The sequence below is a fragment of the Methylobacterium mesophilicum genome (assembly GCF_022179445.1).
Lineage (GTDB): Bacteria > Pseudomonadota > Alphaproteobacteria > Rhizobiales > Beijerinckiaceae > Methylobacterium > Methylobacterium mesophilicum.
On record NZ_BPQU01000043.1, the window covers coordinates 16,361 to 30,906 of the forward strand.

Consider the following 14,546-nt stretch of genomic DNA (forward strand, 5'->3'; position numbering starts at 1 on the left):
TGATCTCATTGATCCGCGCGGGCGGCAGATTTCGGCATCAACCGATGCCGGCTCGCCGTCCCGGCCGGGGCGGATCGCTTGCCGGAAACTCAGCGACGAGCGCGCCACCCTGCTCGACGAGATCCTCCAGCCCGACGCAAATGAGCCGATCCACGCCCGCTGCATCAGAGGGCGGCGAGGTGGGCTATCGCACGCTCTTGCACGTGAACGCGCCCCGGCGCCCCAAGAGCCCGGCAACAGTCACCCGGCGCAATGCTTTGGAAACCAGTTCCCGTGGAAGCCTGGTGGGATCCGATGCCCGAGGTGGACTGTAGCGACGGGCGGCGCCTCGAACGCGTGCGCGTCGAGGACGGTGAAGTCCGTCGTGTCGCTCGCCGTGTCGATGACGAGCCCGACGAGCCACCCCTCGTCCTCGCCAGCCTCTGGCCCCGCCGGCACGAATACGAACTCACCCGGGACACGGGCGGCGCCGAACTCGTGCGTGCGCCGCTCCCCGGTCGCCAAATCGTGTTTGTAGAGCCGTGTCGCGCCGACGAGCTGCGTGTTGCCGTCGGCGGGGACTGAGCCCGTGTAGACGTATCGGTGGGGCCGCCCGAATAGGCGCTCGTCGATCCGGGGGAACTCCTGCGCCGCGGGGTCGATCATCTGCCGATCGACCCGCCCCGTCGTGGGGTCGGCGGTCCAGCGCTCCAGCCGTCCGGGTGCGTCGAAGCCGCCACCGGCCGAGGCGAACACCGTCTCGTACGCAATGACGTCGAGGACCACCTGCCCGTCCGTGGTGTCGTAGCCGTTGGCGACGTGGAAGACGAAGCATGGCTCCACCGTGCACCACGTGATGTCGGCAGCGGTGCCGTGCCGGGGGAGCAGGCCGACGCGGGCGTTGTGGGTGGGGTTCCAACGGAACGGGAAGCGGTGGCCGGCCAGCACAGCCCGCATCGAGAAGGTGACGGGCAGGTCCAGCACGACCGCGAAGCGCGCGGTGATCGCGCAATCGTGGATGCAGGGGCCGTGCTCGACCGGGATCGACACGTCTCGCACGACGCGACCGGCGGGCGAGATGACGACGTGGCGCACGCGGTCCCAGACGCGGCCGTCGTAGGCGATGGCATGTGTCTCACCGGTCGCCGGGTCGCGGTGCGGGTGTCCCGTGAAGGAGCCGGCGAGCGTTCCGTCGAACGGATCGTAACGTTGGGTTTCCAGGTCCTCTGACAGCGCCACAGGGTAGCTGCCGGCCTCGACCACGGCGAAGGCGCGGCCGCCGATCTCGACGACGTTGGTGTTGACGGTATCATCACCCCGGCGCGGCCCGGGGGCGGCGGGTCGGCCAAGCGCCGCGGACGCCGCGCGCGAGCCGATCCAGCGGTTGCGGTACCACAGCGCTTTACCGCTCTCGATACGTAGACCATGCACCATGCCGTCGCCGAGGAACCAATCGTGACCGCGCGTCGTCGGGCCGGCGGGGTTGGCGCCCATCTTGAGGTAGCGGCCGTCGAGCCCTGCCGGGATCGTCCCGGTGACCGGTAAGTTCCAAAGCGTCAGCTCCTCACGCATTGGCGCGTGGACACCGACGACAAAGGGGTGCGGCGTCCCCGGCAGGCGTAGTCGGCTGCAGGCTGCCACCAATGCTACGAGCCCCTCAGCGGCGGTGCGCAGGCTGGACTCGATAAAGTTCGGCATCGGTCGCTGCCTCGGGGCGGTGCGGATGAAGCACGAGGTCCTTCGTGACGGGGGCGCCCCCCGTTACCGAACGAGAATGACAGGTCTGTCCATAAGGGACGACGCGACACTCTGGCCGACGATGTATCCCCGCGGTCGGCCAACCGAACAAACTGTTGCACCACGTCGACGGCTGGGTCGGCCTCTGATAGCGGCCTGCGGCAACGCCGCTTGGCAGGATGCCACGTCGCACTGATCTTCAGCCGAGGCGCAGGCCAGCGTGAGACCCTGCGGCGAGCCGATCGCGTCGCGATTGTCCCCCGTTTCGAACCCGATCACCGCGATAATCCCGTCCGCCCCGGCTAGCGCTATCACGGGCCCGAGCAAGTTTGTGACGTCCTCGACTGCCCTCCGAACGCGGCGGCTCGGCCTGCGCGCGAGGCAGAGCGGGCGCACTCACGACGGCCTGACAGAACCGTCTGCCCCAAGCCGGAGCCAAGGGGCCCGCCGAAGCCCAGTCGTGAAGCCGGACTGCCGGCAGAAGGAAGGAGGTGCAGCATGGTGGATCGCAGATCCTGGCTCCGTGGCGGCGCGTTGTCGATCGCTGCGCTGTGGGCCTCCTTGACGGCCCTCCCGGCGACGGCACAGGGGATCAACCTGCCCGATGGCGCCGAAGCCGCTGCACGGCTTCCTCCGAGCGACGTGATGGCGAAGGCGCCGCCCCTTCTCGGGGCGGGCCGCGGAGACGAGGCGACGTTCTGGTTCTATGCTGGACAGCTGCGCTATCGCAGCTACCTGGCGGCGCATCGCGATCTTGATCGGACGGGGCACCCGGCCCTTTTCGCCGCGCTGATCGAGACGATCGGGCGGCCGGTCAACGAATATGCCTTCGGCGACGTCACGACGCTGGCGCGTACGATCTCGATGGTCCTGGAATGGGACCGGCTCTATCCCGATCCGTCGCTGGCCGGCCCGGAGCACGAAAAGACGCGAGACGGTCTCGAAGGCCTTCGAAAGCAGATCATGGCCCAGGCCGACAGCATCCGTCGCGAGCGTCAGCAGCGGGGATTGCCGAACCGGTAGGAGCGGCGGACGGGGCCACAGCCGGTGAGGCCACCTGATCCATGGGGGCCAATCCCGCCTTAAAACGCCTACCAACGCTCGGATCTGGTTAACGGTGATGAGGCTTGCGGCGAGGCTGGTGAAGGCCTGGTAGGTGTCCGCGCGCCGCTCGTAGCGAATGGGCAACCGGCGGAAGCGGTTGAACCAGGCGTGGGTGCCCTCATCCTGAGCTTGTCGAAGGATCCACCACCCAGCGGTGGCGGTCGAGCCTCTGGCTACTCTCGACATCGTTCCGGGCGATGCGCGGCCTGATCCCGCATGTGCGGCACTCCCTCCGTCGGGACCTGGCATCGTAGGCCTTGTCGGCGTGCAGCGTGTCGAGGCGTCGGCGACGCCGGTCCCGGCGGCCACTCCGCAGCGCTGGGAGGGCGTCGAGCGTGGGGGCCATCTGCGGCGCGTCGTGGCTGTTGTCGCCGATCAGACGGAAGCCGAGCGGCGTGCCGCGCGTCGCTGACGCGGTGGCGCTTCGTGCCCGGCTTGCCTCGATCTGGCGGGTTCGGGCCGGTGGCAGAGCCCCCTTTTTCGCCGGGACGGAGGCACCGTCCAGGCTTGCTCGGCTCCCATCATCTGTCCGGCGTCGTGCAGGTGCTCCAAGAGCGTCGGATGCAAGCGGCGCCACGCGCCGGCCGCTTGCCAATCGCGCAGGCGTCGCCAGCAGGTCACGCCCGGGCCGCAACCCAACTTGGCCGGCAGCATCGCCCACGGTAGCCTTGAGCGCAGCACGACCAGGATGCCGGTCAGCGCCGCACGGTTCTCGATCGGTCGCCGCCCGCCCTTTGGACGCCGGCGCGTCGTAAGAGGATCGTCTGCTTTTGCCCCGAACTGTCTCCGAAGCGGACGTGCCGCTTCCGGCCAGACTACGCCGTCGTACCGGGCTTCGAAGCATAACGACGCCGCCTATACCTATGGTGTTCTTCATCGGCGTGCTGGACGGTGGCAGCGTCGCCTTGTAGGCATCCCCGGCGGATGCAGGATTATTGCACGAGACGAGGTTGATCCCTTGAACTCCGGTAGCCAGGAGGAACCACCGACGGTCTACCTCGACGTGGACGGCGTTGTGACGACCGTCGGCTATCAACGGCGTGTCGGCAAGGATAGGCTCAACCCGGCCCAGGTCGCACTCGTCGCCAGTCTCGTAAGAGAGTTCGACGCTAGGGTGGTCGTGTCATCAACTTGGCGCGTCGAGGATTGCCGTCCGGCCCTGATCGAAGCCGGGCTTCCCGAGACCTGCTTTCACTCCGACTGGCGGACCGCCATTCTGCCAACAAGCCGAGATGCCAAGACCGGCGCCATGCTCCCCGCCGAACAGGCTGGGCGCGGCAACGAGATCAACGAGCACGCAACCCGTAACCGCATCACAGATTACCTCGTCCTCGACGACGTCGAGGTTGGTCCCGTTCATGCGGCTCGGCACGTCCGACCTGTGGCGGAGTTCGGCTTGAGCGAAGCCGATGGGGTTCTAGCTCGGAGCCTGCTGGCCGAGATGGAAGACCTCCGCAGGACCCGTGGATTGGAGAAAATTCACACCCCACGCACGTAAATTTATGCTCCTGTATGGATTGCAGTTTCCGGAGGCCCGGGTCATTCCATGACAGTGGAGTGACATCCGCGTCACGCTGCCCCCGACATCGACAGGGTCACTTCGACCTTCGCCGGACCTACCCGTCCGGTCCATCCTCGACACCGCACTTGTGCGGCTGCTGAGCGCGTGTCGCATCGGATATTCGACTGGCGGGGGGAGTGGCTGCGATGTTTGGTTTTAGGCCCCAGAAGAAGACGTTCAGCCCCTCGCTCGTTGCCCTCGGCATCAAGGAACGGTCGGCCACGGGGGCTTATGCCACGCTCCTCGCCATGGGCTGGTCCGAAATTGGTTTCGGATACCACGGCACTGTCCACGCCCATCCGGACCACCCTGACGTCGTCGTACGCTTTGCCCGCAAGGCCGACGGTTTCGGCGATTATGTGACCCTGCTCCGCGAAGGTTTCGCAGGATCGGATGGACCGCATGCGCCGCGGATCCATGACATGCATGTCAGCCGCTGCGGCGCGCTGATGACCGTGGGAACACGACTGACCAATCCTGCACGCGACGTCTGGTGGTTGGCTTACGCCCACGCCGTCATCGCAGATCATCCGGGCATCACTATGGATGAGGGCGTGCGCGACCGGTTCAGAGCCGAATGGCCAGCGCACGAACCTCGCGTCGATCATTCGAGCTTCGACGGCATCCGCGAGGCGTTCCGGGCCTCGTGGCCCGAATATGAGGCGTTTGTCGCCAACCTGCGGGCCGTGTCTCCGCAGGGGCTAGACCCAAATATCGGCAATGTTCTTGTCGGAAGCAATGGCAGCCCTGTTGTAAACGATCCGCTGTGCGACGACGGATACGGCTTATGGCGCTCGCCGCTCTCCCGTGTGCTGAGCCGCTCCGCAGATATGCTGCGCCGGCTGGCGGGCACCGCACCCAGCAAAGCACCCGTCCTCGCCTGATCGCGGCAGAACGTCTTGGGGCCAGTGGGCCCATGAGACCGCCAACGGACAGTCGGGCTTTCGAACGCTTACCGGACTTTCGGTCAGGCGTGCATTTCCGCTTCAAGCCGCGGATTGCCGAAAATCGGACGGGCCGCTTTGCGCCCATACCGGTCATAGAGCGGGCTGTTGCACGATCCAGTAAGCGGACGCTGCCATCGGCAGCTCGCAAGACGCTTTGGTGCCAGATGCTTGTCGAAGAAGCGTGCGATCTCTGAGAACACAGCGCGGGTTTCCGGCGCGGTGCGGACAGAGCCGCACCGGCCCCGCACAGATCCGCCCGAGCGCGGCGGGCGGGTGCGGTTCCGGACCGGAAAAGGGCGAGGTTTCTCATGGTGGCGGAGGGGCGGGCGCGGGAGCTTCAGCGGTGAGCCGGCCGCGATCCGCCGGCGAAGGAGGTTTCCCCGATGCCGTTCTTCGCTCCACGATCCACGGTCAAGCCCACGCACATTGCCGCGCTGTCGCCGCTCTTCCTCGCGCTGCCGGCGCTCCTCGTGATGCTCGCCTCGGCCTATGCTGCGCCGGGCCCGACGCGGGGCGGCCTCATGCTACGAGGGCTGACCGGCACCGCGCCGGTCGAGGCCATCCAGCTCGCGACCGACATCAGCGTCGATGTCAGCGGCCCAACCGCCCGTGCCACCGTCACCCAGGCCTTCCGCAACGTCACAGCGGACTGGGTCGAGGGCACCTACCTGTACCCCCTGCCGGAGGACGCGGCCGTCGACGGAATGAAGCTCGTCGTCGGCTCCCGCGTGATCGTCGCCGACATCCGCGAGCGGGCGGCGGCTAAGCGCGCCTACGAGGCCGCGAAGGCAGCCGGGCAGTCGGCGGCCATGACCGCGCAGGAACGGCCCAACGTCTTCACCAACGCGGTCGCCAACATCGGCCCCGGCGAGACTGTGCTGGTCCAGATCACCTATCAGCAGACGATCCCCGTCTCCGGCGAGACGCGGATGCTGCGACTGCCCCTGGTGGTCGCGCCCCGCTACAACCCCACCCCCGCCTCGGTGGAAGCGGTCTCCCTCGACGGCGTGGCCCAGGCGGCCCGCGACCCGGTTCCGGATCGCCTCCGGATCAGCCCACCGGTGCTCGACCCGTCGGTCTCCCGGCCCACCAACCCCGTCGCCGTCACGGTGCGGCTCCAGGCGGGCTTCGCCATCGGCGCCGTGCGCAGCGCGACCCACGCGATCCGCGTGACCGAGACCGGCCCGGAGGCGCGGACCGTCACGCTCGCCGACGGCGTCGTGCCGGCCGACCGTGACCTCGAGCTGACCTGGGCGCCGGTCGCGAGCCGGATGCCCGGCCTCGGCCTGTTCCGCGAGACCGTCGCCGGCCGGACCTACCTGCTGGCCGCCGTAAACCCGCCGGCGATCGAGGCCGCGGCGGCCGCCCGGCCGGCGCGCGACGTCACGTTCGTCATCGACAATTCCGGCTCGATGGCGGGCGCCTCGATGCGGCAGGCTAAGGCCGGTCTCCTCGCCGGCCTCGCCCGCCTGACGCCGCAGGACCGCTTCAACGTCATCCGCTTCGACGACACCTGGGACGCGCTGCATCCCGAGCCCGTCCCGGGGACGCCGGCGGCCCTGGCGGAGGCCGAGGCCTTTGTGACCGCCCTTGAGGCCTGCGGCGGCACCGAGATGCTGGCGCCGCTCAAGGTGGCCCTGGCCGATCCCCACCCGGAGGACGGGCGCGTGCGCCAAGTCGTGTTCCTCACCGACGGCGCCGTCGGCGACGAGGAGCGGATCTTCGCGGCGATCCACGCCAATCTCGGCCACTCGCGCCTGTTCATGGTCGGTATCGGCTCGGCGCCGAACGGCCACCTGATGCGCCACGCCGCCGCGATCGGGCGCGGCAGCTTCACGGAGATCCGCGACCTCGCGCAGGTCGGCGAACGGACCCGCGCGCTCTACGAGAAGCTGGAATCCCCCGCCGTCACCGACCTGACCGCGACCTTTTCCGTCCCCGGCGTGGAGGTCACGCCGGGCGCGCTGCCCGACCTTTACCGCGGCGAGCCGCTGGTCTTCGCCGCGCGGCTGCCGGGGGCGGCCCATGGGACCGTCGCCGGGACCGTAACCGTCTCGGGCCGGGTGGGCAGCCGGACCTGGACTCGGACGCTTCCCCTCGCCGAGGCGGGCGCAGGCGCCGGCATCTCCAAGGTCTGGGCGCGGTCCCGGATCGGCGAGACCGAGACGGCGCGCATCACAGGCCGCCTCGGCGCGGACTCGGCCGACGCCGCTATCCTGGCCCTCGCCTTGGAGCATGGCCTGACGACGCGGCTGACCAGCCTCGTGGCCATCGACGCCACCCCGCGCCGGGCGCCGGGCACGCCCATCGTCGCCGCCGACCTGCCGCTGAACCTGCCGGCGGGCTGGGACTTCGCCAAGGTGTTCGGCACAGACAGTCCCGGAGTCACACCCGCCGACGACGGGGCCGCCCGGATCGTGCCGATCCGGGCCGACGGCGCGGCCGTCGACCTGCCGCAGACTGGGGCCGGAATCCTGGCGCAGCTGGGCCTCGGCCTGCTCCTCGCCCTGCTGGGTCTCCTGCTGAGCGTCGGCCTGCGGCGCAGCGGCCGGCCGATCGGGGACGCGCGGTGAGTCGAGGCCCGGCAACCGGACTGGGGATGGCCCTCGCGGCCCTCCTCACCCTCGCGGGCCTCGGGCTGGCGGCGGAGGCCGCCTGGATCCCCGCCAAGGCCACCCTGGCGCAGGTGCTGCTGGAGCGCGCCTTCGCCCGCACCCTGGCCGAGGGTCGGCCCGCCCGGCCCTGGCCCTGGGCCGACACCGAGCCGGTCGCCCGCCTCACGGTCGCGGGCCGCAGTTTCGTGGTGCTGCGGGGCGGAAGCGGCCAGTCTCTGGCCTTCGGCCCCGGCCATCTGGACGGCACCCCGGAGGCCGGCGAACCCGGCACTGCGGTCTTCGCCGCGCACCGCGACACGCAGTTCGCGGGGCTGGGGCAACTCGGCCCCGGCGATACAGTCACGGTGACGGGCCGTGACGGCCGAACCCTGCGCTTCCGCGTCACCGGCACGCGGGTGGCGCGCTGGGACGCCTCGGGCATCGACCCGCAAGCCCCCGGCCGGCATCTCGATCTCGTCACCTGCTGGCCCCTGGAGGCGCTGCAGGCCGGCCCGCTGCGTCTGATCGTCGAGACCGATTTGGCGTCGGAGGCGGGGCGTTCCTGATAGGTTGACGTGGATGGCCAGCTTGGCCGCGCTTGCGCAAATGTGCGGTTTCGTGCGGATCTGTGCGGATCAAGCCTGCGCGAGCCTTGTCCGTGAGCGACGTTGAACTGTCTGAGGCGCAGAGCCGCGCCATTGCCCAGATCGTGCGCGAGGCGCTGGCCCGCCGACGCATCTCCCGGCAGACACTGGCGGAGGAGGCCAGGATCAGTCTCTCGACCCTTGAGAAAGCGCTCGCTGGCCGCCGGCCGTTCACCCTGGCAACCACAATCCGGCTGGAGGAGGCGTTGGGCCAATCCCTACGTCAGCCGACGGGGCAGGCACCCGCTCCGGAACTGCCCCGTCACGCCCCCGACGAGCTTGGGGCCTATGCGCGGCAGGGTGTGGCTTGGTTGGAGGGCTGTTACCTCACCCTACGCCCCTCATTCGAAACGGCGGGGATGATTTTCGCCTATCGTACCCAGATCGCCTGGGATGCTGACAGCGCGTGCTTGGTGTTCCGTGAGGCCGAGCGGATCGATGCGCCGTTCGCACAGTCCGGCAGTGTTGCTGTCCCCAGCCAATCCGGCATGATATACTTAGTGACCAACTGGCACGGGCAGCATCGTCTTGCAGTGTTGTGCCGTCCCAATATTCGAGGCGAGATGTTCGGGATTCTCACCACGCTGCACGCGGGCCGCGGTACGCAACTCACGCCCGCTTCGGCACCGCTCGCCCTGCTGCCGGAGCGCCATGCGACTGACCTGCGTTACGGCCGCATTGCTCCGCAAGAGCCCACTTACGCTGGTTATCGAGCGCATCTCGATCGCGTCCACGCGGACGGCTACGCCTCGTTCTTCGTGAGCGCTTCCTAGCAGGAACGACACCAGCCTGGTCCCCACAATCATCGGGCCAACGCCGGATTAGAAGTCTGCTGCCGTCGAATCGTCGATGCCTATTTTCGCCGTTGTCACTTCAAGAGTCGGACGGACAGCTGGCGGCTAAATCCGGTCGGCCGCTTTGCGCCCATGTGGGTCATTCAGAGAGCTTTGGCCGCTTCTCCATAGCGGACATTCTGCGCAACGGCTGCTACGCCCGGCGATTAATATACGAGCACGTTCTGGAACTACCACAGACCTCAAAGAGGTCTTGATTGGGCCGCGCACCCTTCGGAGATGATCTTCGAAATGATCATGCCGAAGCGATGAGGTCTGATCGGATCGTGGAAAACGGCGATCCGGCAGCTGATGAATGGGCTTCGATGTCCCGGACATCCTCCAGGCCGGGGTGAGCGGCGACCGGCGAGACGACGAGGCTGGGCAGGCCGAGCCACGAAGCCGTCAGCCGAAGCTCCCCTAGCAGCCGCTCCGCGGTATCGGCCGGCGCACCCGGCTCGACGTGGGCACGCTGGACGACCAGGGCACCGACCTTCCGGTCCGCCTTCAGGTCCACGCGGGCGACGAGCGCACCGTCCATCAGGAAGGGTAGCATGTAGTAGCCGTGCTCGCGCTTGTGGGCGGGGGTGTAGATCTCGAGGCGGTACCGGAAGCCGAACAGCCTCTCCGTCCGCGGGCGGTGCCAGACGAGTGGATCGAAGGGCGAGAGTAGCGCGGAAGCGCCGAGCCTGCGCCCGGGCTTCGCATCGCGGTGCAGATAGGCCTGATGCTGCCAGCCGCGGACATGCACGGGGACGAGCGTACCATCCTCGATCAGCTGCTCGATGGCCGGGACCGCGTCCGCCGGCGGGATCCGGTAGTAGTCGCGCAGATCGTGCGCCGTCGCGATACCGAGCGCCTTCGCGGAACGCGCGAGGAGCGCCCTTCGGGCATCGACGCCGGTCGGCGTCGGAATTTCGAGAACGGCACGGGGCAGCACCCGCTCCGGAAGGTCGTAGACGCGCTCGAAGCTGCTCCGACGATGCGTCGAGGCCACCTGTCCCGACCAGAACAGCCATTCGAGCGCGTGCTTGGCGTCGCTCCACTGCCACATGCCCTTCGCGGCCCTGCCGCCGGCGACGTCCGAGGCGGCCAGCGGCCCCTCCCTCTCGATCCGAGCGAGGAGAGCGTCGGCCTCGGCTCGCTTCTCACCCGCGAAGGGCTCGAGCCGCTGCCAGACGCCCTGGCCGTGGCGTGCGCGGGCCATGCGCCAGCGCAGCAGGGGCTGGAGGTCTACGGGCAGAAGGGATGCCTCGTGCCCCCAGTACTCGAAGAAACGCTTCGGCCGGGCGACGGAGACCGCGTCGAGCAGGTCGCGATCGTACGGCCCCAGGCGCGAAAACAGCGGCAGGTAGTGGGCGCGCGCCAGGACGTTCACGCTGTCGATCTGCAGCAGGCCGAGCCGGCCGATCGCCGCCCGGATCCGCGCCGCGCCAACGGCGCTGCCTCGGGAAATCGCGTCGAAGCCCTGGGCGGCGAGTGCGATGCGCCGAGCTTCGAGCGCGCTCAGTTCCGTCTTCAGGGCCGGGTCTCCGTGGCGGGTGCGATGGCGTCGATCGAGACCATACGCTTCGCTCCTCCCGCCCGCGACGGGATCGACCCGCCTTGCTTCGATCGGCTCCTGAACAATTGCTGCACCGCACAGTTGAAGCGTGATGCGCCGACCCGGCGCACGACGTTTCGTTCCTTTCCGCAGGACGACCTCACGCCCGAGGCCCGCCTGCCACAGGCCGGGAACGACGCCGCCCGTTTCGGCGATGGAGAGTCAGCGGCCGTCGACGGCCCCTGTTCCTCCATCGCCCACCTGAAGCCCAATCCCGACCCACATCGAACGGAGTGCCCCATGAGCATCGCATCCGCACTCGGCCTGACCTCGGGCAAGAAGATCCGCTACGCCTTCGTCGCCCTAGGCGACATCACCCAGGAGGCGATGCTGCCGGGCGTCGAACACACCGGCAACTCGGAGGTGGTGGCCTTCGTCACGGGCGATTCCGAGAAGGCCCGTCTGGTCGGCGAGAAGTACGGGGTCTCCGACACCTATTCCTACGAGCGGTTCGACGAGCTCCTCGCGTCCGGCACGATCGATGCGATCTATCTCGCGACCCCGAACTGGCGCCATACCGAGTTCGCCGTCCCCGCCCTGAAGGCCGGCATCCACGTGCTGGTGGAGAAGCCTCTCGAGATCTCGACCGCGAAGTGCCGGGAGATCCTCGACGCGGCCAAGACCTCCTCCGCCAAGCTGATGGTGGCCTATCGCCTTCATTTCGAGCCCGGCACCCTGGCGACCATCGACCTGATCCGGTCGGGCAAGCTCGGCGAGCTCCTCACGTTCTCCTCGACCTTCACGCAGATGGTCTCGCCGGAGAACCACCGGGCCAAGAACGGCGTCGAAGCCGGCCCGATCTTCGACATGGGTCCCTATCCGGTGAACGCGGCCCGGTACGTGTTCGGCGACGAGCCGATCGAGGTGGTCTCGGCGGTCGGCGTGCGCCATCCGGAGGCGGGCCTGGGCGACTTCGACGACACGGTCGCCGTGACCCTGCGCTTCCCGGGCGATCGTCTCGCCCAGTTCGTGCTCTCCTACTGGGGCAACACGCTCGACACCTACGCGGTGGTCGGAACCAAGGGCAGCGTCGAGGTGAACCCCGGCTACATGTACGGCAAGCCGATCGAGCACGTCGTCACCATCGGCGAGACGAAGTCCCACGAGAGCTTCAAGAACACCGACCACTTCGGCGGCGAGCTCAAGTACTTCTCCGACTGCATCCTGAACGACAAGGAGCCGGAGCCGGACGGCGAGGAGGGCTACGCGGACGTGCGCGTGCTGGAGGGGATCGTCCAGGCGCTGCAGACCAAGGCCGCGGTGACGCTGGAGCCATTCACGCGTTCGAAGCGGATCGACACGGCCGCCCAGCGGGAGACGCTCCGCGCGCAGAAGTCGCCCGAGCTCGTCAACACGTCGAACCCGGGCAAGGACAAGGAGAAGGTCCCCGCCAACTGACGTCGGCCGCGGCCCTCATCGTCGCCGACGCTCCCGGGCTTTGACTCGCCGACCGCGCTTTCATGGCGGGGTTCGGCCTACCTTCGACCGGAAGGCTCGGCGGCGGGGTCGGCCCGGGAGTTCGAGGTCGACGACCGTTCTCGTGATCCTTGCTCCGGAGGCCCGACCCGACCGCATCGCGCGGGCCCCAAACGCTGCGTGTCCCCTTCGACACAGCCGCCCCGCATCTGCGGCGCCGGACTGCCGGGCGCCGCAATCGTACCGCACCTTGTTCATGCCTTCACGATCCGCGAACCACTCGGACGGCCAGGCTGCAGGCGGGTCAGAGGTGCATGCGGGTGTTCGGATTGTCTGGGTTCGGGCGTGGGACGGTCGGCGGCATTGTCGGCATGACGGCGCTCGCCCTCCTGGCGGGCTGCGCGGGCCGTCCCGCCGGCGTTCTCCTGCCGGTCGTCGGCGCCGAGCAGGTGCCGGGCACGTCCCGGGTCGACATGCTCGTCGCTACGACCCGCAAGTCGGCGACCGACAAGGGCATCCTGTTCTCCGGCGAGCGCGGCGACGCCGTGACCTACACCGACCTCGCGGTCTCGATCCCGCCCGACGCCGCCCGCCAGCCGGGCTCGGTCCAGTGGCCGAAATCGATCCCCGGCAACCCCGCCACCGACTTCGTCGCGCTGCGCGCCGATCCGATCGAGCGCGCGAAGGTCCCGAGCTGGATCGGCCGGACCGTCCGCCGATCGGCCAAGCGCCACGTCCTCGTGTTCGTCCACGGCTTCAACAATAAGTTCGAGGACGCCGTCTTCCGGTTCGCTCAGATCGTGCACGATTCCGGCGCCGAGGTCGCGCCCGTGCTGTTCACGTGGCCGTCCCGGGGCTCCGTCCTCGCCTACGGCTACGACCGGGAGAGTACGAACTTCTCGCGCAACGGCCTGGAGACGCTGCTGCGCGACCTGACCAGGGACCCGAACGTCGGCGAGGTGACGATCCTGGCGCACTCCATGGGCAACTGGCTGACCCTGGAGAGCCTGCGCCAGATGGCCATCCGCGATCGGCGGATCGCCCCGAAGATCCGGAACGTCATCCTGGCCGCCCCGGACGTCGACATGGACCTCGCCCGCGCCGCCTTCCACGACATGGGCAAGGACCGCCCGCGGCTGACCCTGATGGTGTCCGGCGACGACCAGGCGCTCGCCGTCTCCAGGCTGGTCTGGGGCGACAGCGTCCGCCTCGGCGCCATCGATCCGAACGCCGAACCCTACAAGTCAGAGCTCGAGCGCGAGAACGTCGCCGTCCTGAACCTGACCTCAGTCAAATCGAGCGACGCCCTCAACCACGGCAAGTTTGCCAGCGGCGACGTGGTCGCCCTCCTGGGAAAGCGTCTTGCGGACGGGCAACCGATCTCGGACGGACAGATCGGCATCGGCGACAGGCTGGTAAGCACGGCTGCCGGCGCCGCGTCCACGGTCGCCACCGGTGCCGCCCTCGCGGTGGCCGCCCCCGTCGCCCTGGTCGACCCCCAAACCCGCGAGACCTACGGCGAGCACCTGTCGAATGTCGGCTCCGGCTTCCGCAACACCCTGGGATCGACGGTCGATCTCGCTGGCGCGCCGGTGCGGGCGGTCGTCGGCGGCGAGCGGTAGCCGACGGTTCCCGTCCTAATGAGTGACCCTCCTGGGTGACCGCAGATCAATTCCGGTCCAACATGGCGTATGGTAGTCGGATGAGACGCTTCGAGACACTCGCAAGATGCTTAGGTACGTTTTATGTGGGTGGCCTTAAAGCTGAAGTCCAACCTTTTACTAGCACGTAAGATCTTTTAAAATTTAATTCTTTCTTCGCCCGTGTATATCTGTCAGTTGCCGATCGGCATTGAAACGGAACCTGATGCGTCTTTCTAGGGAGAAGCGGTCTCAGCTACTAAATTTCGGATGCCGACTGGGAGCGCCTTGAAAACTGATCTACATGTTTCAACGCGAAATAGAAGGCAATGTCCGCTTCGAGGCAGTGGGAACATCCTTTTTTTAGGCTGTAGCGGGTCGATAGAAGGCCGTATGCTTTTCCAGCAATACTTCCCTGAAGCTGGCCGGTGGCTTTCGGCCAATCTAGCCCTTTCTAACCCGATCAGATCGCAGGCAAGCAGAGCTTC

General features: G+C 68.1%; 10 protein-coding genes and 1 pseudogene. 8 read left to right on the forward strand and 3 right to left on the reverse strand.

Annotation, left to right across the window (positions count from 1 at the left end):
• Nucleotides 1-240: 240 nt before the first annotated feature.
• Nucleotides 241-1,677, reverse strand: coding sequence for an 8'-apo-carotenoid 13,14-cleaving dioxygenase (locus MFF40_RS25675; protein WP_147854514.1), 1,437 nt, complete (start codon nt 1,675-1,677; stop codon nt 241-243).
• Nucleotides 1,678-2,214: 537 nt separating this feature from the next.
• On the opposite strand from MFF40_RS25675, the gene MFF40_RS25680 reads away from it, so the two are divergent.
• Entirely contained in the window at nt 2,215-2,739 is a 525-nt protein-coding gene (locus MFF40_RS25680) for a hypothetical protein (protein WP_187277693.1), read from the forward strand.
• A gap of 78 nt (nt 2,740-2,817) precedes the next feature.
• Here the strand turns inward: MFF40_RS25680 and MFF40_RS25685 are convergent.
• Nucleotides 2,818-3,567, reverse strand: a pseudogene (locus tag MFF40_RS25685) (IS5 family transposase); the annotation flags it as partial.
• Nucleotides 3,568-3,778: 211 nt separating this feature from the next.
• Between MFF40_RS25685 and MFF40_RS25690 the strand changes: the two are divergent.
• The 5 genes from MFF40_RS25690 to MFF40_RS25710 all read left to right on the forward strand — a co-directional run bounded on the left by MFF40_RS25690 (nt 3,779) and on the right by MFF40_RS25710 (nt 9,339).
• On the forward strand, nt 3,779-4,318 hold the full coding sequence (locus MFF40_RS25690; protein WP_147898416.1) for an HAD domain-containing protein: 540 nt from the start codon (nt 3,779-3,781) through the stop codon (nt 4,316-4,318).
• Between the two features lie 209 nt (nt 4,319-4,527).
• A complete protein-coding gene (locus MFF40_RS25695) occupies nt 4,528-5,265 on the forward strand; it encodes a hypothetical protein (RefSeq protein ID WP_147898415.1) in 738 nt (245 codons plus the stop codon).
• Between the two features lie 446 nt (nt 5,266-5,711).
• Nucleotides 5,712-7,901: a marine proteobacterial sortase target protein gene (locus tag MFF40_RS25700; protein WP_238262815.1), complete on the forward strand. Its 2,190-nt coding sequence runs from the start codon at nt 5,712-5,714 to the stop codon at nt 7,899-7,901.
• 26 nt (nt 7,902-7,927) lie between these two features.
• Nucleotides 7,928-8,488, forward strand: a complete 561-nt coding sequence (locus MFF40_RS25705; protein WP_238262817.1) for a class GN sortase — start codon at nt 7,928-7,930, stop codon at nt 8,486-8,488.
• A 92-nt stretch (nt 8,489-8,580) separates the two neighbouring features.
• Complete coding sequence (locus MFF40_RS25710; protein ID WP_147853421.1) at nt 8,581-9,339, forward strand: helix-turn-helix domain-containing protein; 759 nt, start codon at nt 8,581-8,583, stop codon at nt 9,337-9,339.
• A 316-nt stretch (nt 9,340-9,655) separates the two neighbouring features.
• Here MFF40_RS25710 and MFF40_RS25715 read toward each other — a convergent pair whose 3' ends face one another.
• Nucleotides 9,656-10,921, reverse strand: coding sequence for a winged helix-turn-helix domain-containing protein (locus MFF40_RS25715; RefSeq protein WP_238262821.1), 1,266 nt, complete (start codon nt 10,919-10,921; stop codon nt 9,656-9,658).
• 321 nt (nt 10,922-11,242) lie between these two features.
• On the opposite strand from MFF40_RS25715, the gene MFF40_RS25720 reads away from it, so the two are divergent.
• Nucleotides 11,243-12,400: a Gfo/Idh/MocA family protein gene (locus MFF40_RS25720; protein WP_147853703.1), complete on the forward strand. Its 1,158-nt coding sequence runs from the start codon at nt 11,243-11,245 to the stop codon at nt 12,398-12,400.
• Nucleotides 12,401-12,738: 338 nt separating this feature from the next.
• The gene (locus tag MFF40_RS25725; protein WP_238262819.1) at nt 12,739-14,040 is read left to right on the forward strand and encodes an alpha/beta hydrolase; all 1,302 of its coding nucleotides are present in this window, start codon (nt 12,739-12,741) and stop codon (nt 14,038-14,040) included.
• Nucleotides 14,041-14,546 lie beyond the last annotated feature (506 nt).